Annotated in this window: 20 protein-coding genes; 10 read left to right on the top strand and 10 right to left on the bottom strand. The window is 71.0% G+C overall.

Features of this window, described 5'->3' with window-relative positions; genetic code table 11:
• Positions 1–12: 12 nt before the first annotated feature.
• Entirely contained in the window at positions 13–765 is a 753-nt protein-coding gene (hxlA, locus tag EV383_RS13305; RefSeq protein ID WP_242623070.1) for a 3-hexulose-6-phosphate synthase, read from the bottom strand.
• A 46-nt stretch (positions 766–811) separates the two neighbouring features.
• Between hxlA and rpe the strand changes: the two genes are divergently transcribed.
• A complete protein-coding gene (rpe, locus tag EV383_RS13300; protein WP_130294354.1) occupies positions 812–1,489 on the top strand; it encodes a ribulose-phosphate 3-epimerase in 678 nt (225 codons plus the stop codon).
• Here the strand turns inward: rpe and EV383_RS13295 are convergent, their stop codons facing one another.
• Positions 1,490–2,881, bottom strand: a complete 1,392-nt coding sequence (locus EV383_RS13295) for a DNA-binding protein (protein WP_242623069.1) — start codon at positions 2,879–2,881, stop codon at positions 1,490–1,492. It abuts the gene before it with no gap.
• A 537-nt stretch (positions 2,882–3,418) separates the two neighbouring features.
• Between EV383_RS13295 and EV383_RS13290 the strand changes: the two genes are divergently transcribed.
• Positions 3,419–4,708, top strand: coding sequence for a DNA-binding protein (locus tag EV383_RS13290; RefSeq protein WP_242623068.1), 1,290 nt, complete (start codon positions 3,419–3,421; stop codon positions 4,706–4,708).
• 25 nt (positions 4,709–4,733) lie between these two features.
• On the opposite strand, the gene EV383_RS13285 is transcribed toward EV383_RS13290, so the two are convergent.
• The 4 genes from EV383_RS13285 to katG form a co-directional block, all read right to left on the bottom strand.
• The gene (locus tag EV383_RS13285; protein WP_130290206.1) at positions 4,734–4,931 is read right to left on the bottom strand and encodes a recombination activating protein 1; all 198 of its coding nucleotides are present in this window, start codon (positions 4,929–4,931) and stop codon (positions 4,734–4,736) included.
• Positions 4,932–5,044: 113 nt separating this feature from the next.
• Entirely contained in the window at positions 5,045–6,727 is a 1,683-nt protein-coding gene (locus EV383_RS13280) for a PQQ-dependent dehydrogenase, methanol/ethanol family (RefSeq protein WP_130290205.1), read from the bottom strand.
• Between the two features lie 14 nt (positions 6,728–6,741).
• On the bottom strand, positions 6,742–7,197 hold the full coding sequence (locus tag EV383_RS13275) for an MSMEG_3727 family PQQ-associated protein (protein ID WP_130290204.1): 456 nt from the start codon (positions 7,195–7,197) through the stop codon (positions 6,742–6,744).
• Between the two features lie 375 nt (positions 7,198–7,572).
• Entirely contained in the window at positions 7,573–9,771 is a 2,199-nt protein-coding gene (gene katG, locus EV383_RS13270) for a catalase/peroxidase HPI (protein ID WP_130290203.1), read from the bottom strand.
• 568 nt (positions 9,772–10,339) lie between these two features.
• Between katG and EV383_RS13265 the strand changes: the two genes are divergently transcribed.
• Positions 10,340–10,810: a ribose-5-phosphate isomerase gene (locus EV383_RS13265; protein WP_130290202.1), complete on the top strand. Its 471-nt coding sequence runs from the start codon at positions 10,340–10,342 to the stop codon at positions 10,808–10,810.
• 118 nt (positions 10,811–10,928) lie between these two features.
• Entirely contained in the window at positions 10,929–11,786 is an 858-nt protein-coding gene (locus tag EV383_RS13260) for an alpha/beta fold hydrolase (protein WP_130290201.1), read from the top strand.
• A 31-nt stretch (positions 11,787–11,817) separates the two neighbouring features.
• Here EV383_RS13260 and EV383_RS13255 read toward each other — a convergent pair whose 3' ends face one another.
• Positions 11,818–12,609, bottom strand: coding sequence for an SDR family NAD(P)-dependent oxidoreductase (locus tag EV383_RS13255; RefSeq protein ID WP_207223513.1), 792 nt, complete (start codon positions 12,607–12,609; stop codon positions 11,818–11,820).
• Between the two features lie 301 nt (positions 12,610–12,910).
• Here EV383_RS13255 and EV383_RS13250 point away from each other — a divergent pair, with 301 nt between their 5' ends.
• A complete protein-coding gene (locus tag EV383_RS13250; RefSeq protein ID WP_165438335.1) occupies positions 12,911–13,618 on the top strand; it encodes a DUF998 domain-containing protein in 708 nt (235 codons plus the stop codon).
• A 231-nt stretch (positions 13,619–13,849) separates the two neighbouring features.
• Here EV383_RS13250 and EV383_RS13245 read toward each other — a convergent pair whose 3' ends face one another.
• Positions 13,850–14,824, bottom strand: a complete 975-nt coding sequence (locus EV383_RS13245; protein WP_242623067.1) for a YihY/virulence factor BrkB family protein — start codon at positions 14,822–14,824, stop codon at positions 13,850–13,852.
• Here EV383_RS13245 and EV383_RS33075 point away from each other — a divergent pair.
• Genes EV383_RS33075 through EV383_RS13230 form a run of 3 tightly spaced genes read left to right on the top strand, consistent with a single transcriptional unit; the run spans position 14,778 to position 17,923 of the window.
• Positions 14,778–15,638, top strand: a complete 861-nt coding sequence (locus EV383_RS33075) for an IclR family transcriptional regulator (RefSeq protein WP_423213645.1) — start codon at positions 14,778–14,780, stop codon at positions 15,636–15,638. The two genes, EV383_RS13245 and EV383_RS33075, sit on opposite strands and share 47 nt — an antisense overlap.
• A 49-nt stretch (positions 15,639–15,687) precedes the next feature.
• Positions 15,688–16,662 carry a PDR/VanB family oxidoreductase gene (locus tag EV383_RS13235; RefSeq protein ID WP_130290199.1) on the top strand — a complete coding sequence of 325 codons (975 nt, stop codon included), beginning with the start codon at positions 15,688–15,690 and terminating at the stop codon, positions 16,660–16,662.
• A gap of 52 nt (positions 16,663–16,714) precedes the next feature.
• On the top strand, positions 16,715–17,923 hold the full coding sequence (locus tag EV383_RS13230; protein WP_242623065.1) for a cytochrome P450: 1,209 nt from the start codon (positions 16,715–16,717) through the stop codon (positions 17,921–17,923).
• Positions 17,924–17,973: 50 nt separating this feature from the next.
• Here EV383_RS13230 and EV383_RS13225 read toward each other — a convergent pair whose 3' ends face one another.
• Complete coding sequence (locus EV383_RS13225) at positions 17,974–18,258, bottom strand: putative quinol monooxygenase (RefSeq protein ID WP_130290198.1); 285 nt, start codon at positions 18,256–18,258, stop codon at positions 17,974–17,976.
• A gap of 17 nt (positions 18,259–18,275) precedes the next feature.
• On the opposite strand from EV383_RS13225, the gene EV383_RS13220 reads away from it, so the two are divergent.
• Both EV383_RS13220 and EV383_RS13215 read left to right on the top strand, forming a co-directional pair.
• Complete coding sequence (locus tag EV383_RS13220; RefSeq protein WP_130290197.1) at positions 18,276–18,734, top strand: MarR family winged helix-turn-helix transcriptional regulator; 459 nt, start codon at positions 18,276–18,278, stop codon at positions 18,732–18,734.
• Positions 18,735–18,892: 158 nt separating this feature from the next.
• Entirely contained in the window at positions 18,893–19,888 is a 996-nt protein-coding gene (locus EV383_RS13215) for an LLM class flavin-dependent oxidoreductase (RefSeq protein WP_130290196.1), read from the top strand.
• A gap of 93 nt (positions 19,889–19,981) precedes the next feature.
• Here the strand turns inward: EV383_RS13215 and ppk2 are convergent, their stop codons facing one another.
• Positions 19,982–20,992: a polyphosphate kinase 2 gene (ppk2, locus tag EV383_RS13210; RefSeq protein WP_130290195.1), complete on the bottom strand. Its 1,011-nt coding sequence runs from the start codon at positions 20,990–20,992 to the stop codon at positions 19,982–19,984.
• Between the last annotated feature and the right edge of the window lie 178 nt (positions 20,993–21,170).

Raw genomic sequence — 21,170 nt, 5'->3', positions numbered from 1 at the left:
GGACGGAGCGGGTCAGCTGGTGGCGCGCTTCTTGAGCTCGGCGGCGGCGGCACCGGGGTCCGAGGCGCCGTAGATGGCCCCACCCGCGACCGCGACCACCGCGCCGGCATCACGCACCGACCCGATCGTGTCCGCCTTCACGCCACCGGCGATGGAGAACGGCACACCCGCGGCGCGACCGTCCTCGAGCAGCTGCTTGATCGTGTAACCCGGACGCGCCTGCTCGTCGAGACCCGCGTGGATCTCCACGAAGTCCACACCCAGCTTCGCGACCTCCTGGATCCGCGCGACCCGCCCGTCGACGACACTGATCATGTCCGCCACGACCTGCTTGCCGTACTTCTTCCCCGCCGCCACCGCACCACTGATGGTGTCGTTGTCGGCAGCACCCATCACCGTCACCAGGTCCGCGCCGGCCTCGAACGCCAGCGTCGCCTCCAGCTCACCGGCATCAGCGGTCTTCAGATCCGCGAACACCTGCTTGTCCGGGTGCGCCGCCTTGATCGCCGTCACCGCCGCGATACCCGCCGACTTCACCAACGGCGTACCCAGCTCGAGGATGTCCACGTGCTCGGCCACCTGACCCGCCAGCGTCAACGCCGACGGCAGATCCAACACGTCCAGAGCAACCTGCAACTTCACAACAATCTCCTCACCACGAGCACTGCCAAGAGTCCCCACCACCATCACCGACCCCCACAGAAACCGGCAACACCCGAGCACATCCGCAAAAACAATCCCCGGATACACACCACGAATAGCCACGACCGATCCCGCGCGCCTTACGGTCGGAGCCGTGTCGAATCAGCCCCTGATTGCGCCGTCCATCCTTTCCGCCGACTTCGCACGGCTCGCCGACGAAATGGCCGCCGTGGACGGGGAGCCCGGCCGCGGTGCGGACTGGCTGCACGTCGACGTCATGGACGCGCACTTCGTGCCGAACCTGACCCTGGGCCTGCCGGTCGTGACGTCGATCCTGGCCGTCACCGAGATCCCGGTGGACTGCCACCTCATGATCGAGAAGCCGGACCACTGGGCGATCGGCTACGCCGAGGCGGGCTCACACAACGTCACCGTGCACGTCGAGGCGGCCGACGACCCGGTCATGCTCGCGAAGAACCTGCGCTCCGCCGGCGCGAAGGCCGGGCTGGCGATCAAGCCGGGCACGCCGCTGGAGCCCTACGTCGACGTGCTCAAGCACTACGACACCCTGCTCGTGATGTCCGTCGAGCCCGGCTTCGGCGGACAGTCGTTCATCGCCGACGTCCTCGGCAAGGTGCGTACGGCACGGAGGCTCGTCGACACCGGCCACCTGAACCTGATGGTGGAGATCGACGGCGGCATCAACGCCGAGACGATCGAGCAGGCGGCCGAGGCCGGCGTCGACTGCTTCGTCGCCGGCTCGGCCGTCTACTCGGCCGCGGACCCGGCGCAGGCGGTGGAGGACCTGCGCCGGCGTGCGGCCGCGGTGTCCGGACGATCGGGCTGATCAGATCCCGAGCATGCGCCGCAGGTCCGGGGCGTGGCGCCGGGAGACGGGGACGAGCTCGTGGTTGCGCGAGTCCATGATCAGGAACAGCTCTCCCTTGATCCCCCGCTCGACCTCCGCCACCCGGCGCAGGTTCACCAGGTACCGCCGGTGCACCCGGCGGATCCCGTACGGCGCCAGCGACCGCTCGACGTTGTCGAGGCCACGGGTCGCGGCCTGGATCCGGCCGCGCTCGGTGACCAGCCAGACGATGTTGCGGTCGGCCTCGGCGTAGCGGATCTCCGACGGCGACAGCAGGACCAGCCGGTCGTCGCGCATCCCGATGATGCACCGGGGCAGCGGGCCGACCGACTCCTCGTCCTCCTGCTCGTAGGCCTCGCCGTCCTGCACCCCGAACGAGCACAGCATGCCCACGACGTGGTTGGCGTCGACGACGGACCGCATCGTCAGCGGCACGGGCTCCTCGCCGGGACACACCGGCAGCCGCGCGTAGCCGCTCCACTCCGTGTTCCCCTCGGCCCGCGCCTTGGCCCACCGCACGACGTCCGGCAGCCCGGGGATGTCCGGGCTCCAGCGCTCCGCCGGTTCGGTCGCCCCGGCGACGATCGGCGTCTCGCCGGCCAGCCCGAGCATCGTCACGGCCGCGTCGGTCGCGGCGATCACGTTCCCGCCGCGGTCCATCGCCATCAGCGCACCACCGTTCTGCGCGCTCCTCCTGGTGAACTCGGCGACCACCTTGTCGGCCTCGTAGATGGCACGCCGGTAGATCTCCTGCTCCACGCACGAGACCGCCTTCGTCAGCCACGGCGGCACGAGCTTGGGCAGCGACGCGTTCCACCGCGAGATGTTGATCGACGCGACCGGCGCGCCGGTCACCACGTCACGGATGGAGATGCCCGCACACGCCCACTGGTGGAACGCCTGGCACCAGTGTTCCGGCCCCGTCACGGTCACCGGGCCGGACACCTCGAGCGACGTCCCCATCCCGTTCGTACCGGTGCACGCCTCCGACCACGACGACCACGGCGCGAGGTTGTGCAGCTCGGCACGCCGCTGCGCCGACGGGTCGCCCCAGGCGCCGAGTACGCGGCCCTTGCCGTCCGCCACGGTGACGACGGCGCCGTCCTGCGCGACCTCCTGGCCGGCCAGCGCACCCAGCCCGCCGAGCCCGGTGAAGATCACGCTGTTGTCGACCCGCTGGGCGTCGTCGCCGCGGGCCCCCGGAGCGACGTCCAGGGTGCGGTCGACCTCGTACTGGTCCCGGCACCGGTACCACGACGCCAGGATCTCGGGCCGTACACCGGTCTCGATGTCCTCACCCGAGGCGAAGTCCTCCCACGCGCGGGCCACCTCCTTGGCCGACGGGGAGGCCACCAGGGAACCGGCGGGCACCCGCTCACCTCCGCCCGGCCGACTCGGCGCGATCACCAGCGGTGGCACTCGTCCAGTCATGTGACCTCCTCGTCGACTGACACACCGGAGATCCTTCGACCGCCTGGGTAACAGAATCGCCAAGCTAACTCTACGCCGCCGAACACATCAACCTGAGTTTTTCCGCGCTCGGCCATATGGCGGAAGAACCACCCGAAAGGCGAGGTAGGCCACCATAACCTCACAAATTCCAACACACGACGAACTTTCGGCTCCTCCTGCGCGGCAGGGCTTCCCGCCGCTCAAGGGTGTGTTTCCGTCCGCTTATCATCGATTCACCGCCGCTCGTCAACCGCCGGCCCACGTCGCTTGCCCTTGATCAGAGTCGGCGATTAGCGTTCGGAGAAGGTCGCATCGCCGCGCCCGGCCCGACAGACCGAAGGCGGTCTCGCATTGTCCCAGGTACGCCGTCCCGACCCCGGCTCCAGCAGCCGAGGTGACACGGCGGTCCGCCGAGCGTGGGAGCGGTTCGCCGGGGGCGAGGACGAACTCAACGGCGTGCGGCCCGAGATAGCGATCTCCTGGCACCGGTGCCGGGACCAGTACCGGGTCGACCCGAACCTCTCCAAGGCCCCGGCGGCTGTCGCCGAGGCCGACCACGCGCTGGAGCACGACGTGGTGATCGCCGAGCTCGGGTTCCGCGCCGCGGCGATGGCGCACGAGGTCAGCACCACCGGCGGCATCGTGACCATCACCGACGCCATCGGGCGGGTCCTGGCCCAGTGGGGCGACCCGGAGACGCGCACCGTCGCCGACGAGGCCAACCTGGCCCAGTGGTTCTGCTGGTCGGAGGGTGCCGCCGGGACGAACGGCATGGGCACGGCGCTGATGTCGCACGGCCCCGTACTGATCCGCGGCGCCGAGCACTGGTGCCAGGCGTTCCACGACTGGACGTGCGCCGGCGTGGCGGTCCGGGACGTGGTGACCGGGAAACCGATCGCCGTACTGAACGTCTCCTGCTGGCGCACCGAGCTCCCCGGAACCGTGGGCGCCTGGCTCGGCAACGCCGCCACGATGACCCAGCGCGTCCTGCGCCAGCGCGCCCGGAACGACGGCGCCGAGCTGATGGCCGCCTTCGCCCAGGCCAGGTCGGGTTCGAGCGCGACGCTCGCGGCCGTGGACCCCGCGGGCCGGGTCGTCCTCGCCGACGACGCCGCGGGGGTGCTCCTCGGCATCCCGGGCTCCTCGCCGGTGCCCGATCCCGCGGTGCGCTGGAGACCGGAGCTGCCCGAGTTCATCCAGGCCGCCCGGTTCGCCGCCGAGCAGGCCGCACGCGATCCCGACTGGACAGGCTCCACGCAGATCGTCACCCGGCTCTCCAACGAGCCGACGTCGATCAGCTTCCGGCCGGTGTTCCTGGCCGGGCACCTCGTCGGCAACGTGGTCTCGTTCGGCGTCTCGGAGGGCAATCCGCTCCCCCGTACGGCGGAGGACGTACCGCCCCGGACGCAGCCGCGCCGGATGGTCGCCACGCGCGAGAACCGCATGGTCCTGCTCCGGACGCCCGAGGTGTCGTTCGCCCAGTCGGACGGCAACGACGTGTGGCTGTCGACCGACGAGGGGCTGTTGCGGTCGACCTCGCCCGGACTCGACCGGCTCGAGACCGAGCTGTGCGACTCCGGCTTCCTGCGGGTGCACCGCCAGTACGTCGTGAACCTCAGCCGCATCCGGGAGGTCGAGCGCCGGGACAAGGGCGAGCTGGTCCTGGTGATGGACGACCAGGCCAGGACGATGGTGCCGGTCTCCCGGCGGAACACCCCGACGGTCCGCCGGGCACTGGAGATCTGACCCGGCGGCCGCGGGGCCCGCGGCGTCAGCCCCGGTACTGGTGCACGTCACACACGCAGTACATGAGGCGGCAGTCGAAGCATGCGGGCTTGTCGACGCACGTGATGCACCGCCCGCAGTGCACCGGCTCGGTGTGCAGCGCGACGTCGTCCGGCCCGTAGCGCTGTCCGCAGTACAGGCACGGCAGGTACTCCTCGCGCCGGGTCTCCGTGGACCGGGTCATCACATCACCATCGTTTCCGTCGCCGTCGGCTGAAACACCGAACCGGTGGCCGGGCCGTTCCGCGTGGGAACGGCCCGACCACCGGTCGGCAGCACGTCAGAGGAACGTGTCGATCAGAGGGAGAACACGATCAGCGAAGCACCGTGTCCCTGGCCGGACAGACCCGGGACGATGCCCTCCAGCCAGCCACCCCAGCCGACCGGCACGGCCACGTACTGCTTGCCGTCGATCATGTAGGTGCTCGGGCTGCTGTGGTGACCGCTGCCGCACTGGAAGCTCCAGAGCTTCTCGCCCGTCTGGGCGTGCAGCCCCAGGAAGTCGCCCGCCGGGGTGCCGGCGAACACCACGTCGCCCGCGGTGCTCAGGGTCGAGGCGGCCATCGGCATGTTGTCGAGCCGGTAGCGCCACTTCTCCTCACCGTGGGAGTCGAACGCGCTGACCGAGCCGGCCATGTCGTCGATGTCGACCTCGACGGCGGCACCCCAGTAGGGCATGCCCTCCTTGAACTCACGGCGACGCCGGGTGGCGGTGGCGCCCACGTCGGCGACCGGCACGTAGAACAGGTCGTGCTCGGGGTTGTACGACGCGTGGGTCCATTCCTTCGCACCGGCCGGGCCGGGGAAGAAGTGGCAGGGCTCGCCCTCCTTGTCCGGGTACTTCCGCGGGGTCACCTTGCCGTCGCGGGTGATGACCCCCCAGTCGATCCGGTCGACGAACGGCGTGACGTCCTGCAGCTCGCCGTTGGTGCGGTCGAGGACGAACATGTACCCGTTCTTGTCGAAGTGGGCCATGAGCTTCTTGCCGTCCCGCTCGAAAAGGGTCATCTCCATGGTGGAGTCGTAGTCCCAGAGATCGTGCGGGGTGAACTGGTAGTGCCACTTGATCTCGCCGGAGTCCACGTCCAGCGCGACCACGCTGTCGGTGTAGAGGTTGTCGCCGGGGCGGACCTCGCCGTCGAAGTCGGGAGCCGGGTTACCGGTGCCCGCGAAGTAGAGGTTCAGCTCCGGGTCGTAGGTGCCGGTGACCCAGTGGTTCGCGCCGCCACGCTGCCAGGCCTCGCCGTCGTCGGGCCACGTCTCCGAGCCCTTCTCCCCCGGCTTCGGCACGGTGTAGGTGCGCCACTTCTGCTCACCGGTCTCCAGGTCCCACGCGTCGATGTGACCGCGCACTCCGTACTCGCCGCCGGCGGAACCGGTGATGAGGAAGTCCTTGATGACCAGAGGAGCGATCGACGCGCTCTCGCCCGCGCGGACGTCGCCGATGGTCTTCTGCCAGATCTTCTGACCGTTGGTGGCGTCGAGGCAGACCAGCTGCGCGTTCTGGGTGACCATGTAGACCTTGCCGTTGGCCACCGCACAGCCGCGGTTGACGTTGGCGCAGCAGAGCGTCACGTCGATCGGCACCGCGTGCTTGTAGCGCCACAGCTGCTCGCCGGTCTTCGCGTCGAGGGCCCAGAGCCAGCCGTCCCAGCCCGTGACGAACATGACGCCGTCGACGACGATCGGGCAGGCCTCGAACGCGTAGGTCGAGGTCGACGCCATCATGCCGGTCGCGCTCGCCTGGAACATCCAGGCGACCTTCAGGTTCTCGACGTTGCCGGCGTTGATCTGGTCGAGCAGGCTGTGCCGCTTGCCGTCGTAGTCGCCGTAGTAGGTGATCCAGTTCTGCGACTCGCTACGGGCCTGCAGGATCCGCTCGTAGTCGAGCCCGCGGGTCACGTCCGGCGCGGTGTGCTTCAGGGTGGACAGCTGGCTCTGGTTGATCGCCTTGCCGGCGTCGGTGTACTCGATAGTCATGTGGTGCTGCCCTTCTACGGTCGCGGCTGCGCGGGTCGGTCGAGCTTCGCCTCGGGCGGCACCTCGCCACTGACGACGATCGCCGCGGTCAGACCGCGGCCCTCGTCGTTGCCGGCGGGCGAGCCGTAGTAGTAGCAACCGGGGCCGTCCAGCTCGAGGGTCGCAGTGCCCTTGGAGTGGTTCAGCAGGCCGATGAACTGCTTGTCGCCGTTACTGGGCAGCAGGCAGGCGTGGGTGTTCGTGTCATCATTGATGATCGTCAGGTTGAGGATGCCGGCGTGCGGCATGATCAGAACCGACGGCTCCCACACCATGGCGTCCTCCGGAATCCGGATGGTCGCCTCCATCGTGCCGTCGGGCAGGACGGTCGCCTTGGCGACCTGCCCGGTTCCCAGCACAGCACCGATGGTTGCCCTGTTCTGTCCGCCGAGTTCGGACAGGAGTTCTTCTCTACTCTGTGCAGTCGTCATCGGACGTCACCTCCTCGTCATCGAGAAATGAGAATCCCGGCCGATATCGCAGCATTTCCCGCACATGGACGGTAATGATGCGACGACCGCGATGAAACGGCATGGCGTCTACAGATCCTGATGTCGGCTCAATCGTTGCCGCCGAACCTGTAACACGTGTTGAGCGTAACCATGTTCGAGCGTTTCCGGTATATCTCTCCGCTAACTGGTCGACATCCGCCGTTCGCACGGCGGAAGGTACCGTTCGTATCGGCCACCTCGGCGGTGTGGCACATTTCCCCTGGTCGCGCGGACAAGTCCGATTCCCCGCGGCATGAATCGGTCCCGGGGACCGGATCGAACACGGTCCCCGGGACCCGCTCCGGGGGGGGTGCCTCAGCCCAGGTCGAACCGGTCGAGCTCCATGACCTTCACCCACGCCGCGACGAAGTCCCGGACGAACCTGCCGCCCGCGTCGTCGCTCGCGAAGACCTCGGCGAGCGCCCGCAGGTCGGAGCTCGAGCCGAAGACGAGGTCGACCCGGCTCGCGGTCCACCTCACCTCACCGGTGGACACGTCACGACCCTCGTAGATCGGGCCGTCGCCGCGCGGTCCCGGTGACCACTGCGTCCCCATGTCCAGCAGGTTGACGAAGAAGTCGTTGGTCAGCACTCCCGGCGTCGCGGTCAGCACCCCCGCCGAGGATCCCCGGTGGTTGGCTTCGAGCACCCGCAGCCCGCCGACCAGCACCGTCATCTCGGGCACGTTCAACGTCAGCAGGCTCGCCCTGTCCACCAGGAGCTGCTCCGCCGGAACCCGGCCGTCCTCGCCCGCGTAGTTCCGGAAGCCGTCCGCCCGGGGCCGCAGTGCGTCGAACGACTCGACGTGGGTCCACTCCTGGGTCGCGTCGGTGCGCCCGGGCCGGAACGGGACCTCGACCTCGTGGCCGCCGGCCGCGGCGGCCTGTTCCACCGCGGCGCACCCGCCGAGCACGATCAGGTCGGCCATCGAGATCCGCGTGCCGTCCGTCCGGGAGTCGTCGAACCGCTGCCGAATCGTCTCCAGTGTGGACAGGACGACGTCCAGCTGCTCGGGGTCGTTGACCTCCCAGCTGCGCTGCGGTTCGAGCCGGATCCGCGCCCCGTTCGCCCCACCGCGCTTGTCGGTGTCGCGGTAGGTCGACGCCGACGCCCACGCCGTGGCGACGAGCTGCGCCACCGTCAGGCCGGATCCGAGGATCTCGCGCTTGAGGGCGGCGACGTCGTCGGCGGACACCAGGCCGTGGTCCACCTCCGGCAGCGGGTCCTGCCAGATCAGCGCCTCGTCCGGGACGAGCGGACCCAGATACCGCTGGACCGGGCCCATGTCGATGTGCGTCAGCTTGAACCAGGCGCGGGCGAACGCGTCCGCGAACTCGTCCGGGTGCTCGAGGAAACGCCGTGAGATCGCCTCGTACTTCCGGTCCTCGCGCAACGCGAGGTCCGTGGTGAGCATGACGGGGTGGTGCTTGACGTCGGGATCGAAGGGGTCCGGCACGGTGCCCTCGCCCTCACCGTCGCTCGGGATCCACTGCCACAGGCCGGCCGGGCTGAGCTCGACGTCCCACCCGTACTTGAAGAGCGTCTCGAAGTACGAGTTGTCCCACTCGACGGGGGTTTCCGTCCACATCCCCTCCAGCCCGGTGGTGACCGTGTCCGCCCCGACGCCGCTGCCGTGCCCGCCGCGCCAGCCCAGGCCCTGCTCGGTGAGCGGCGCGCCTTCCGGCTCGGGGCCCGCCGTCTGGTGCGGGTCCGCCGGGCCGTGCATCTTGCCGAAGGAGTGCCCGCCCGCGATGAGCGCCACCGTCTCCTCGTCGTTCATCGCCATCCGCGCGAAGGTCTGGCGGATGTCGCGGGCCGAGAGCCTCGGGTCCGGGTTGGTGGCCGGGCCCTGCGGATCGACGTAGATGAGCCCCATCTCGCTGGCCGCCAGCGGCTCGTCGAGCTGGCGCAGGCCGCTGTACCGCTGCTCGGCCAGCCACTTGCTCTCCGGTCCCCAATACGTCTCGTCGGGTTCCCACACCTCGGGGCGGCCTCCGGCGAACCCGAAGGTCGTGAAGCCCATCGACTCCAGTGCCCGGTTGCCGGCGAAGATCATCAGGTCCGACCAGGAGATCCGGCACCCGTACTTCTGCTTCACCGGCCACAGCAGCCGGCGGGGCTTGTCCAGGTTCCGGTTGTCCGGCCAGCTGTTGAGCGGGGCGAAGCGCTGCATCCCGGCGCACGCGCCGCCCCGGCCGTCCAGGGCGCGGTAGGTGCCGGCGGCGTGCCAGGCCATGCGCAGCACGAGCGGGCCGTAGTGCCCGAAGTCGGCGGGCCACCAGTCCTGCGACGTCGTCAGCACGTCGTCGATGTCCCGGGCCAGCTCGTCGAGATCCAGAGACTTGAATCGATCGGCGTAGCCGGGGTCCGCGGGCCGGTTCCGGCGCAATGGCGACAGGTCGACCCGCTGGGGCCACCAGTCGCCGGCGCGACCACTGCCCGCCGGCTTGGCCGTCAGGCCGGCCAGGACCTTGTCATAGGTGCGGTAGACGTGGGTGTCGGGATTTTCGGGCATCGTTGTCCTCCCGGTCGACCGCTACCGGGTCAGCCGAGGACCGGCGGCAGTGAGACCACTCGCCAGCTGATCTGAACCATTCGGACCGCCACTGCCGGTGGGCCGGCGCAGGGCGGGTGCCCTACGCCGGCCCGGACGAGCAGAACGAGTCCGAGAACGGACCGTCAGCCCCGGTGGAAGTACCCGGTGGCCTCAGCGCAGACCTCGACGATCGTGTACTCCGGAGTTTCCCAGTTCATTTCTTCCTCCTCATGTCGTGATCCGCGCAAACCCGAGCGTGTCGTCCCGGTTTCCGCGGTCCGGATGATCCTGAGTGAATTTCCGGAGTCGTCGCAACCGGGGTCGCACCAGTGGTCCGCGATCTGTGCCGAACGGCGCTCCGGAGTTCACGAGTGGGGTGGACGCGGACACCGACGGACAGACCACGGTCACCCCCTGCTCCGACCCTGCTCCACCTCCGTCCGGGTGCCGTCTCCCCCGCGTCCGGCGACGGCCATAACAGAATCGGCCGCGGTCATCACGGTTTCCGATGCCCGTCGTCCGAATCCGCCGTGCATAGACTGCCGACGTGCGCATCTATCTCGGTTCCGACCACGCAGGGCTCGAGCTCAAGAACCATTTCGTCGGGCGGCTGGCCGAGCTGGGTCACGACGTCACCGACGTCGGCCCCCACGCCTACGACGCGGACGACGACTACCCGCCCTTCTGTGTCGAGACGGCGCGGCGCGTGGTCGCCGACGGGGGCAGTCTCGGCCTCGTCATCGGCGGTTCCGGGAACGGGGAGCAGATCGCCGCGAACAAGGTTCCCGGCGCCCGCGCCGCCCTGACCTGGAGCGTCGAGACCGCCCAGCTGGCGCGGCGGCACAACGACGCCCAGCTGGCCGGGATCGGCGCCCGGATGCACGAGGTCGAGGAGGCCGAGCGCATCGTGGACGCGTTCCTCACCACGGAGTTCGAGGGCAGCCGCCACCAGCGCCGGATCGATCAGCTGGCGGACTACGAGCGCACCGGCGAGCCGCCGGCGCTGCCGCAGGCCTGACCGGGCCGTCCGGTCACACGGGCGGGCTACCGATCGTCGGAGTCGGTGCCGGGGCGATGAGTCCCGCGGTCGCGTCCGGTCTATCGGGGGACCACTTCCCTCGAGCCCGGGAGCCACGATGACCGAACCGACCGCACCGGCCCCGTCCCGTAGCGGGCACCTGCGAATCGACGGCCTGAGCCTCTACCACGAGGTGTACGGCGAGCTCGGTGTCCCGGGCACGACGCCGCTGCTGCTCGTCCCCGGTGCCTTCATGGACACCGGCTCGATGTCCACGTGGGTGGCCCGGTTCGCGGCCGGCCGCACGGTGATCGTTTTCGACCAGCAGGGACACGGCCGGACCCCGGACACGACGCGCGTGATGTCCTACGAGCGCTTCGCCGACGACGCCGCCGCGTTGCTGCACGCGCTCGGCGTCGATCGCGTGGACGTGATGGGCTACTCGCAGGGCGGCGGGGTCGCGCTGCAGCTCGCCCTGCGCCGCCCGGCGCTGGTCGGGAAGCTCGTGTCACTGTCCGCGACGTTCCGCAGGGACGGGTGGTACCCGTCGGTCGGGACGGCCGTCGCCGGGCTCGACGCCACGATGTTCGCCGGTACGCCCGTCGAGAAGGCGTTCCTGGAGCACACCCCGGACGCCGCGGCGTTCGATGCCTATCTCGAGAAGATGAAGGTCCTCAACGTCGAGGACCAGGAGATCACCGACGCGCAGATGCGGTCGATCACGGCGAAGGCCATGGTGATCATCGGCGACGCGGACGGCGTGCGGCCCGAGCACGCGGTGGAGATGTTCACGCTGCTCGGCGGCGGTGACGAGGACGCGGCGGCCTCGGGAGTGCTGCAGACCGTCCCGGCGGCGCGGCTGGTGATCCTCCCGGCGACGTCGCACGTCGGCATCTCCGGAGAGTCCGACGTCCTGGTCCCCATGATCACCGCGTTCCTCGACGACGCGACCCCGTCGACGCCGGAGCTGTTCTGACGTCCCGACCCGCCGGCCGGTCGGCGGACGGTCAGCCGGCCGGCCGGGCCTGTGCACCCTGGCGGGCGGCCTTCTCCGGCTCGGAGGTGGCGCGGTTGTCGAGGAATGCCTGCTTGGTCGCCTCGTCCCCGCCGACGACGTGGTCGTCACCGGCGAACAGCGCGTCGATCCCCTGGCGTCCCACGAGGCGCTTGTCGTTCTTCCAGCTGTTGTCACCGAACCTGGTGTTGCCCATGCCGGCATTCGCGTGGAACTCCGAGTCGGTGGCGCCGGGCAGCAGGGCGGTCACGGTGATCCCGGACCCCCGCAGCTCCTCGCGCAGGGACTCGGCGAAGGAGAACCCGAACGCCTTGGTCGGACCGTAGACGGTCTCGTACGGCGTCGGCGTGGAGGCCGAGATCGAGGAGACGATCAGGATCCGCCCCCGGCCCTGGGCGAGCATGGCGTGGGTGACCCGCTTGGCCGTGTGCACCAGCCCGGTGCAGTTGATGGCGATCATGCGGAACTCGTCGGCGAGGTCGGTGTCGGCGAACCCCGCCCCTCCGACGCCGATGCCGACGTTGAGGCAGGCCACCTCGACCGGACGGCCGAGGTCGGCGACGAAGGTCCAGAACGCCTCCACGCCGTCGTAGGTGGAGGCGTCGGCCTGGAACGGATAGGCGTCGACGCCGAGGGCCTCGAGCTCCTTCGCCGAGTCGTGCACCCGCCCGCTCTGCCCGGAGATCGCGACGTCGTGGCCGCGTCCGGCGAGCTCGCGGGCCAGTTCGAGCCCGATGCCCGACGAGCCTCCGGTGACCATGGCGAGGGGGCGGTCGTGCGTCATCTCGTTCTCCCGGTGCGGTTGCAGGGACCGCGGACGTGCCCGCGGAACTGCGCCCGGGTACCCGGAACCGGCGACTACGATGTGCACCCGGTCGTCCCGTCGTTGCTTCTACGAATCGGTAGAAGTAGCGTGGCGGTATCCCCTCCGGTACCGCTCGTGGCGGAGGGCTCCGCGGAACGGGTCCTCCCACGCGAGACGACGGTTCTGCGCAGGAGGTCCTCGGCCCGTGGCGATCCGACGGCCTCAGGGCGCGCGACGGCCTCAGGGCGCGCGACGGCCGGTTCTCCCGGCCGGGAGGCGGGTGGGGCCGGGCCGCGCGTCGCCGCGGGAGCGGACTCTCGCCGGCTGGGCCGGGATGGCGGGAGCCTGTTGCTACAGCTGGTATCTCGCCGCCCCGCTGTTCGGAACACGTCTGGACCCGACACGGGCGTACGTCAGCGAGTTCGCGGTACCGGGCTCTCCCGGTAGCGCCTGGTTCCGGATCGCCGACGTCGCGGCGGGCGTATTGATCATCCTGCTGGCCGCGGGTCTGCAGCGGTCGGCGGTCCGGCCCGTGGACCGCCGGGAGACCGTGGGGGCCGCCGCCGTCGCCGTCGTCGGCCTGACGGCGGTCGTCGACGGCCTCCACCCGATGGAGTGCGCCCCGTCGGCGGACCCGGCGTGCCGTCTCGCCGAGCAGGCACAGCCACTGATGGGCCAGCTCACCGACCTGCACACGCTGTCCGGGCTGGCCGGTGTCGCAGCCGCCACGACCGCGATGGTCACGCTCTCACGGCCCCGGGCCGGAGACCGGCCCCGGCGCACGGGAGTGCGACCCGGACAGGTGTGCGCGGCGGCCCTGGTGCTGCTCGCCGCCGTGGTCAGCGTGCTGGCCCTGACGGGCGCCGACGGCGTCGGCGTCGTGGAGCACCTTCAGCTCATGCTCGTCGCCGGCTGGGTCGCCGCCGTGTCGGCGATGCTCGTCGGGTCCCGGCGATCTCGCCGGGAAGTAATGGATCGAGCACGTTGAGTAGTAGTTCAGCCGGCACTTTGCTTCTACTGCTTCGTAGAAGTAACGTCGGTCCGGCCGGTCCGGGATCCTCCGGAACCGTCACCCCCGTCCGACGACCCGTCACCGGGTTCCGGGCCGGGCGGACGGGGCTCCGGCGCCCGTCGACCCGGAAGGGCACTTCCGGGAGCGAAGGGTCCCTCCTGCACGGGCGGGGGTCCGCGCAGGAGGGACCGGCGCACGGCGGCGGTGTCACCGGTCCGGCCCCGGGCCCGGCGGATCGGCGACCTCGTCGGCCGCCGCGGCGCGGCGACTCCCCCGTGGTCTCGCCTCGCCGACGGTCGTGTCGCGCACGGTCTGACGTTCCGCCTCCGCGTTGATCTCGGCCCCGAGCAGCACGATGTAGGCGGTCAGGTAGAGCCACAGCAGCAGCACCACGACCCCGGCCAGCGCGCCGTAGGTCTTGTTGTAGCTCCCGAAGTTGTTGACGTACAGGCTGAACAGCAGACTGCCGAGCAGCCACAGCACCGCGGCGAGCAGGGCCCCCGGACTGACCCAGGCGAACCGTGGCGAGTCCCGGTCCGGGGCCACCCGGTAGACCACGGCCAGGCTCCCGACCACCAGGGCCACCAGCAGCGCCCAGCGCACGACCTGCGCCAGGACGGTCCCGACGATCCCCAGCGGTATCGCGTCGAGGACCGGCGGGACGACCGCCACCAGCGCCAGCGTGGCCAGGACGAACACGACCGCGCCGACGGTGAGCAGCAGCGCGGTCCCGCGCAACGCGACGAACCCACGCCCCTCCTTCTCGTCGTAGGCCAGGTTCACCGCCTGCATCAGGTTGCCCACCCCGCTCGAGGCCGACCAGACCGCCGCCAGCAGCGACACGACCAGACCGATCCCCAGGGCGCTCCCGCCACCGGAGGCGATCGAGGTCAGCTGATCGGTGATCAGGGGCTGCGCCTCCTGCGGCAGCAGCGCGGTCAGGTCCTGCACCTGCCGGGTCACCGTGGCCGGATCGGCGACGAGCCCGTACAGGGTGACCCCGGCGATCAGCGCCGGGAAGATCGCCAGGAAACCGAAGTAGGCCACGCCGCCGGCGAGCATCGACACGTTGTCGGCGGAGCTCTCCGCGAAGGCGCGCCGCAACACCTGCCACCACCCGCGCGGCGGCACCCCCGTGGGTGTGCGCGCCTGCCGGCCGGACAGCGACGACTCCGCCGTCACGTCCGCTCCGCCCGAATCACCGGACAGACGTGCCGGTCGTGCGACATCGAAACCTCCACCAGAGCGTCGATCCGGACGGTGGTTCCGCCCGATACGGGTACTCGTCACACCGGGGTGCCCGGATCCGGATCGTTCAGTCCTGCAGCGACTGCCTCCCCGTCTCGTCTCCCCGGACGGGCCGGGTGAGCCGTCCGACACAGGTGGTCCGGCCCTGCCACCGGCCGGCCCACGGCTGCGCCGCGAGGCCGACCGGCGCGTCGGTCTGGGCCTGCGGCTGTGGGAGCTGGGCTCCCGCGCGTCCACGGCGTTGTCGCTCCGGGAGGCGGCGATGCCTCTGATGGAGGACCTGCACGCGGTCGTCGGCCACCACATCCAGCTCGGGGTGCTCGACGACGCCGAGGTGCTGTTCCTGGAGCGGCTCTCGGCCCCCGCCGCGGTCGTCAACTACACGCGCATCGCGGGACGGCTCCCGCTGCACGTGTCGTCCTCGGGTCTGGTTCTCCTGGCCCACACCGACGCCGACGTCCAGCAACGGACCCTGGCGGGACCGCTGCGCGCCTACACCCCCGACACCATCACGAACCCAGGCCGGCTGCGGGCGATGCTCGACCACGTTCGTCACGAGGACGTGGCGTTCTGCCCGGGCTTCATCCACCCCGACGCCTGCGGGATCGCCGTCCCGGTGCGCTCGCAGGCGGGTGCGGTCGTCGCGGCCCTGGCCGTGATCGTTCCCAACGACGGTGACGCGAGGGCCCAGGTACCCGCCCTCCGGGCGGCGGCGCGGGGTATCGGCCGACGCCTCGCTTCTCACTGAGCGAGAACGCCATGGTCGGGGTGACGCGGTGACGTCCACTCTCGGGGACATGTCGGCAGCCGTACCTCCCCGCGTCGATCCCGGTCGTGGGCTCAGCCTGCGCGTCACGTCCAAGACCCCGGCGGCGGACGGTGTGGTCGCCCTGACGCTGACCGACCCGACCGGCGCGAGGCTGCCGGACTGGACGCCGGGCTCGCACATCGACCTGATCCTCCCCTCCGGCGAGAGCAGGCAGTACTCGCTCTGCGGGGACCGCTGGGACGCCCACACCTACCGGGTCGGGGTTCTCCGCGAACCCGGGGGACGCGGTGGCTCGGCCTGGATCCACGACGAGCTCGCGGTCGGCGACCTGGTCGGGATCGGCGGGCCGCGCAACCGGTTCGGCCTGGTCCCGAGCTCGCGCTACCTCTTCGTCGCCGGCGGGATCGGCATCACCCCGCTGCTGCCGATGATCGCCGCCGCCGACCGGCTCGGCACCGACTGGAGGCTGGTCTACGGCGGCCGCACCCGCGGCTCGATGGCCTTTATCGACGAGCTCGCCGGTCACCGCGACCGGGTCTCCGTCCTACCCCAGGACGAGCACGGGCTCCTGCCCCTCGCCGACCTTCTCGCCGAGGTCGACGCCGACACCCGCGTCTACTGCTGCGGGCCCGCCCCGCTGCTCGACGCCGTCGACGACGCCTGCGCGCACCTGCCGTCGCAAGCACTGCGCACCGAGCGCTTCGCGGCCAGGGAGCAGGGCGCACCGGTCCGCGACACCCCGTTCACCGTCGCGCTGGGCCGCACGGGCACCGAGGTCGAGGTCACCCCCGACATCACCGTGCTCGAGGCCGTGCGCTCGGCCGGGGTCGAGGTCCTGTCCTCCTGCCGCGAGGGGACGTGTGGCACCTGCGAGACGACGGTCCTGGCCGGCGATCTCGACCACCGTGACTCGATCCTCGACGAGGACGGGCGCGCCGCCGGGGACTGCATGTTCGTCTGCGTCTCCCGCTCCCGCGGCGACCGCCTCGTCCTCGACCTCTGACTCGCCCGAGTCCCATCCGAGCCGTGCCGACACCGCAGTCGAGGAGCGTTCCGTGACCGCTGTCCAGACCCTGCCGACCCTCGATCTCGACCCGTTCGATCCCGAGGTCCTGCGCGACCCGCTCCCCGCCCACGCCGCTCTGCGCGACGCCGGGCCGCTGGTGCGCCTGCCGCGCTACGACACCTACGCGATCGCCCGGTACGACGACGTCCGCGCGGCGCTGTCGGACTGGCAGTCCTTCGAGTCCTCCGCCGGTGTCGGGCTGACCAACTTCCGCACCGAGACGCCGTGGCGACCTCCGTCGCTGCTCCTCGAAGCCGACCCGCCCGGGCACGACGCGCCCCGTACCGTCCTCGCCGGGATCCTCGGGCCCCGCGCGCTACGACGGTTGCGCGAGGACTGGGCCGCCGACGCCGAGCGGCTCGTCTCCGACCTGCTCGCCGGCGGCTCGGCCGAGGTCGACGCCGTCCCCGCGCTGGCCGAGGCGTTCCCGCTGCGCGTCTTCCCCGACGCCGTCGGCCTGGGCCGCGACGGGCGGGAGCACCTGCTCCCCTACGGCGACCACGCTTTCAACGCCTTCGGCCCCACCGACAACGCGCTGGTGCTCGCCGGCAACGCCGACGTCGCCGAGCACTCGGGATGGGTCGGCGAGCAGTGCCGGCGGGAGAACCTGGCGCCGGTCGGGTTCGGAGCCGACATCTGGGCCGCCGCCGACCGCGGCGACCTCACCCACGCCCAGGCCCCGCTCGTGGTCCGGTCGCTGCTCACCGCCGGGGTCGACACCACGGTGCACGGCATCGGCGCCGTCCTGCACGCCCTCGCCACCACACCGGGCGCCTGGGACCTGCTCCGTGCCCGGCCCGAGCTCGTGCGCGGGGCGTTCGACGAGGCGGTCCGCTGGGAGTCCCCGGTGCAGGCCTTCTTCCGCACGACGGTGCGCGACGTCCCGGTCGGCCGCGACGGCGCCGTCCTGCCCGCCGGGCAGAAGGTGCTGGTCTTCTTCGCCGCGGCCAACCGCGACCCCCACCACTGGACCGACCCCGACACCTTCGACCCCACGCGCGACCCCTCGGGTCACGTCGGGTTCGGCATGGGCATCCACCAGTGCGTCGGCCAGCACGTCGCCCGGCTCGAGGCCGAGTCCCTCCTGACCGCCCTGCTCACCCGGGTGACCCGGCTCGAGCTGACGGGCGAGCCGGTCCGGCACCTCAACAACACCCTGCGTGCGTGGGCCTCGCTCCCGATGCGCCTCACGATCTGAGAGTCCCGAGCCTCATCGCCCGTCGCCGGCACGACTCGGAGTCGCTTCGTTCACGGATCCTCGACGGAGGCGATGACGTAGCGCCTCACCTCGGCTCCCAGGATCCGCGCCGCGGTGTCCGAGTCGGGTCCGGAGCCGCGGAACGTCAGAAGCTCCTCCTCGGACTCCCAGCGCTCGAAGATGTTGATCCGCGCCGCGTCGACGGTGTCCGCGGTGATGGAGAAGTCCAGGCAACCCGGCGCGGCGCGCGCCATGGAGACCGCCTTCGCGCCATCGGCCACGAACGCGTCCCGGTCGGTCGGTTCGGCGGTCAGGTAACCAGCGATGATCAGCATGTAGGTCCAGACCGTCCGTGGGATCGGAACTCATCGCCGACGATCCGGACCGGCGCCGGGCGGGACCTACTTCCGCGACCCGGTTACTGCCCGGCCGGCTGGAGGCACCGCTGCAGCAGGCACACGGGCTGACGCTGTTCGAGTACCTCACGCTCAGCCACCTGTCGGAGGCGCCGGGACGCAGTCTGCGGATGAGCGAGCTGGCGTTCCTGACCAACGGCTCGCTGTCCCGGCTGTCCAACGTCGTCAAACGGCTGGAGGGTCGCGGCTGGATGCGACGCTCCCCCGACCCCGACGACGGCCGCTACACCCTCGCCGCCCTCACCGACGACGGGTTCGACGTCGTGCACGCCGCGGCGCCCACCCACCTGCGCGCGGTCCGGGCACTGGTCCTCGACCGGCTCGACGCCGACAACCGGGCGGCGCTGGGGCGGATCGCCGTGGCGTTGGGGGTGCAGGACTTCCCCCCGTCCTGAGGACACGGCGCTGTCCCCTCGGTCACACCGGACCGCCGTCGTCCCTGCTCCTCCGCGTGTCCGGCGCCAGGATCCGGATCCGGGTCCACCACGACGGAAGAGCGAGCGCCCCCGCGTCGTTGAAGGTGAGGTCACCGTGTCGATCGTGAGGTGCCTCAATGCCGCTACCGCTGCCGTTGTCGATCCTGGACCTGGCCACCGTCGCCCGGGGCGAGACCGTCGCCCAGGGCCTGGAAGCCACCACGACGTTGGCGCAGCGCGCCGAGGACTGGGGTTTCCGGCGCATCTGGTACGCCGAGCACCACAACATGGGATCGATCGCGTCGGCGGCGACGAGCGTGCTCATCGCCCACGTCGCCGCACGCACCGAGCGCATCACGTTGGGCTCCGGCGGCGTGATGCTGCCGAACCACTCGCCGTTGCAGATCGCCGAGCAGTTCGGCACCCTCGCCGAGCTCCACCCCGGCCGGATCGAGCTCGGGCTCGGCCGCGCGCCCGGCACCGACCAGGCGACCGTGGGCGCGCTGCGGCGCGATCCGCGCGCCTCCGACCGGTTCCCGCAGGACGTGCAGGAGCTGCAGGCGTTCCTCGGGTCCACCAGCCTCGTCCCGGGTGTCGAGGCCCATCCCGGCCGCGGCACCGGGGTCCCGCTGTCGATCCTCGGGTCGTCGCTCTACGGCGCCCAGGTCGCCGCCGCGCTCGGACTCCCCTACGCGTTCGCCTCGCACTTCGCGCCGGAGGCCCTCGAGCAGGCCGTCGCGCTCTACCGCCGGGAGTTCCGTCCCTCCGAGCAGCTCTCCGCCCCGCACGTCCTGGCCGGGGTGAACGTCATCGCGGCCGACTCCGACGAGGAGGCCGAGCAGGTTCAGCGCGAGGTGCAGCGCTCCCGGGTCCGGCTGTTCACCGGACGTCGCGGCGCATCGCTGACCGACGCCGAGGCCGACGCCGTCCTGGACAGCGCCTCGGGCGCCCAGATCCGGTCGATGACCCGCTACACCGCCGTCGGGACACCCGACACCGTCGCCACCTACCTGGACGACTTCGCCACCCGCGCCGACGCCGACGAGCTGATCGTCACCGGGCCGGCGCCGCGCCGGGAGAGCTGGTGGCGCAGCTGGGAGCTGCTGGCGACGAAGGTGCAGAACGCGCACTGACGCCACCGTCACGGAGGCCGTAGGGGCCGCCGAGACGCTCGCCGCGATGCTGCCGACGGCACGGGCCACCGCGGTCGACCGGCACCGTCGTGGTCACCGCGTATCGTCGCCGCCTGCCGAGGGGCCGCGTTCGCTGGACTCGTAGACCCGGCTCGGCGGCCCGGCGATCAGCGGGTCGGGTGTGCCGACGACGTCGACGTCCTTCGTCGGGTAGTCCAGCGTGGACAGGACCCAGCGCAGGGCCGCGATCCGTCCCCGCTTCTTGTCGTTGCTCTTGACCACCGTCCACGGCGCGGCGGCGGTGTCGGTCCCGGCGAACATCGCCTCCTTGGCGGCGGTGTAGTCGTCCCACCGGTCCAGGGCGGCGAGGTCGACCGGGCTGAGCTTCCACTGGCGCAACGGGTCGATGACCCGGATCGTGAACCGGGTGCGCTGCTCCGGCCGCGACACCGAGAACCACAGTTTGATCAGATGGATCCCGTTGTCCACCAGCGCGTTCTCCAGGGACGGGACCTGCGACATGAACTCGGCGTACTCCGCGTCGGTGCAGAAGCCCATCACCCGTTCGACGACCGCGCGGTTGTACCAGGAGCGGTCGAACAGCACGATCTCCCCGGCTGAGGGGAGCTGGCAGAAGTAGCGCTGGAAGTACCACTGCGTGCGTTCCCGGTCGTCCGGTTTGTCCAGGGCGACCACCCGGGCCCCGCGCGGGTTCAGGTGCTGGGTGAACCGCTGGATGGTGCCGCCCTTACCGGCCGCGTCGCGCCCCTCGAACAGGACCACCACCCGCTGGCCGGTGTCCTTGACCCAGGACTGCATCTTCAACAGCTCGATCTGCAGGGCGCGCTTGACCGCCTCGTACTCCTCGCGCGCCATCCGTTCGGCGTACGGGTAGTCCTCGCGCCACGTCCCGACCTCCACGCCGTCGCGATCCACGAGCAGACCCTCGTCGTCGTCGACGTCGACCACCGACCAGTTGTGCAGGCCGTCGAGCAGGTCCGCCGACCGCAAGGCCTCCCGGAGCTCGTCGCGGGTGCGCTCGGAGTGCCCGGCTCCCTGCGGTGTCCGCCGGAACGCGTTGACAGCCTGCTCGACCGATGTCATCGACTTCTCTCCGAACCTCGCCCGACGGTTCATGGTGACACGGCGGAGGGCCCCGAGGGCGAACGACGCGGCAGACGAGGCGGTCGGACCCGTGCCGCACCACCGGCTCCACGACGCCACTCGCTCCTCCGTCGGTTCAGCTCTCTCCGTCTTCGGTCGGACGGCGCCGGTCGCTCGA

It is taken from the genome of Pseudonocardia sediminis (assembly GCF_004217185.1).
Lineage (GTDB): Bacteria > Actinomycetota > Actinomycetes > Mycobacteriales > Pseudonocardiaceae > Pseudonocardia > Pseudonocardia sediminis.
The sequence above is the reverse complement of the archived record's forward strand: the minus strand, read 5'-3'. Positions and strand labels throughout refer to the sequence as shown.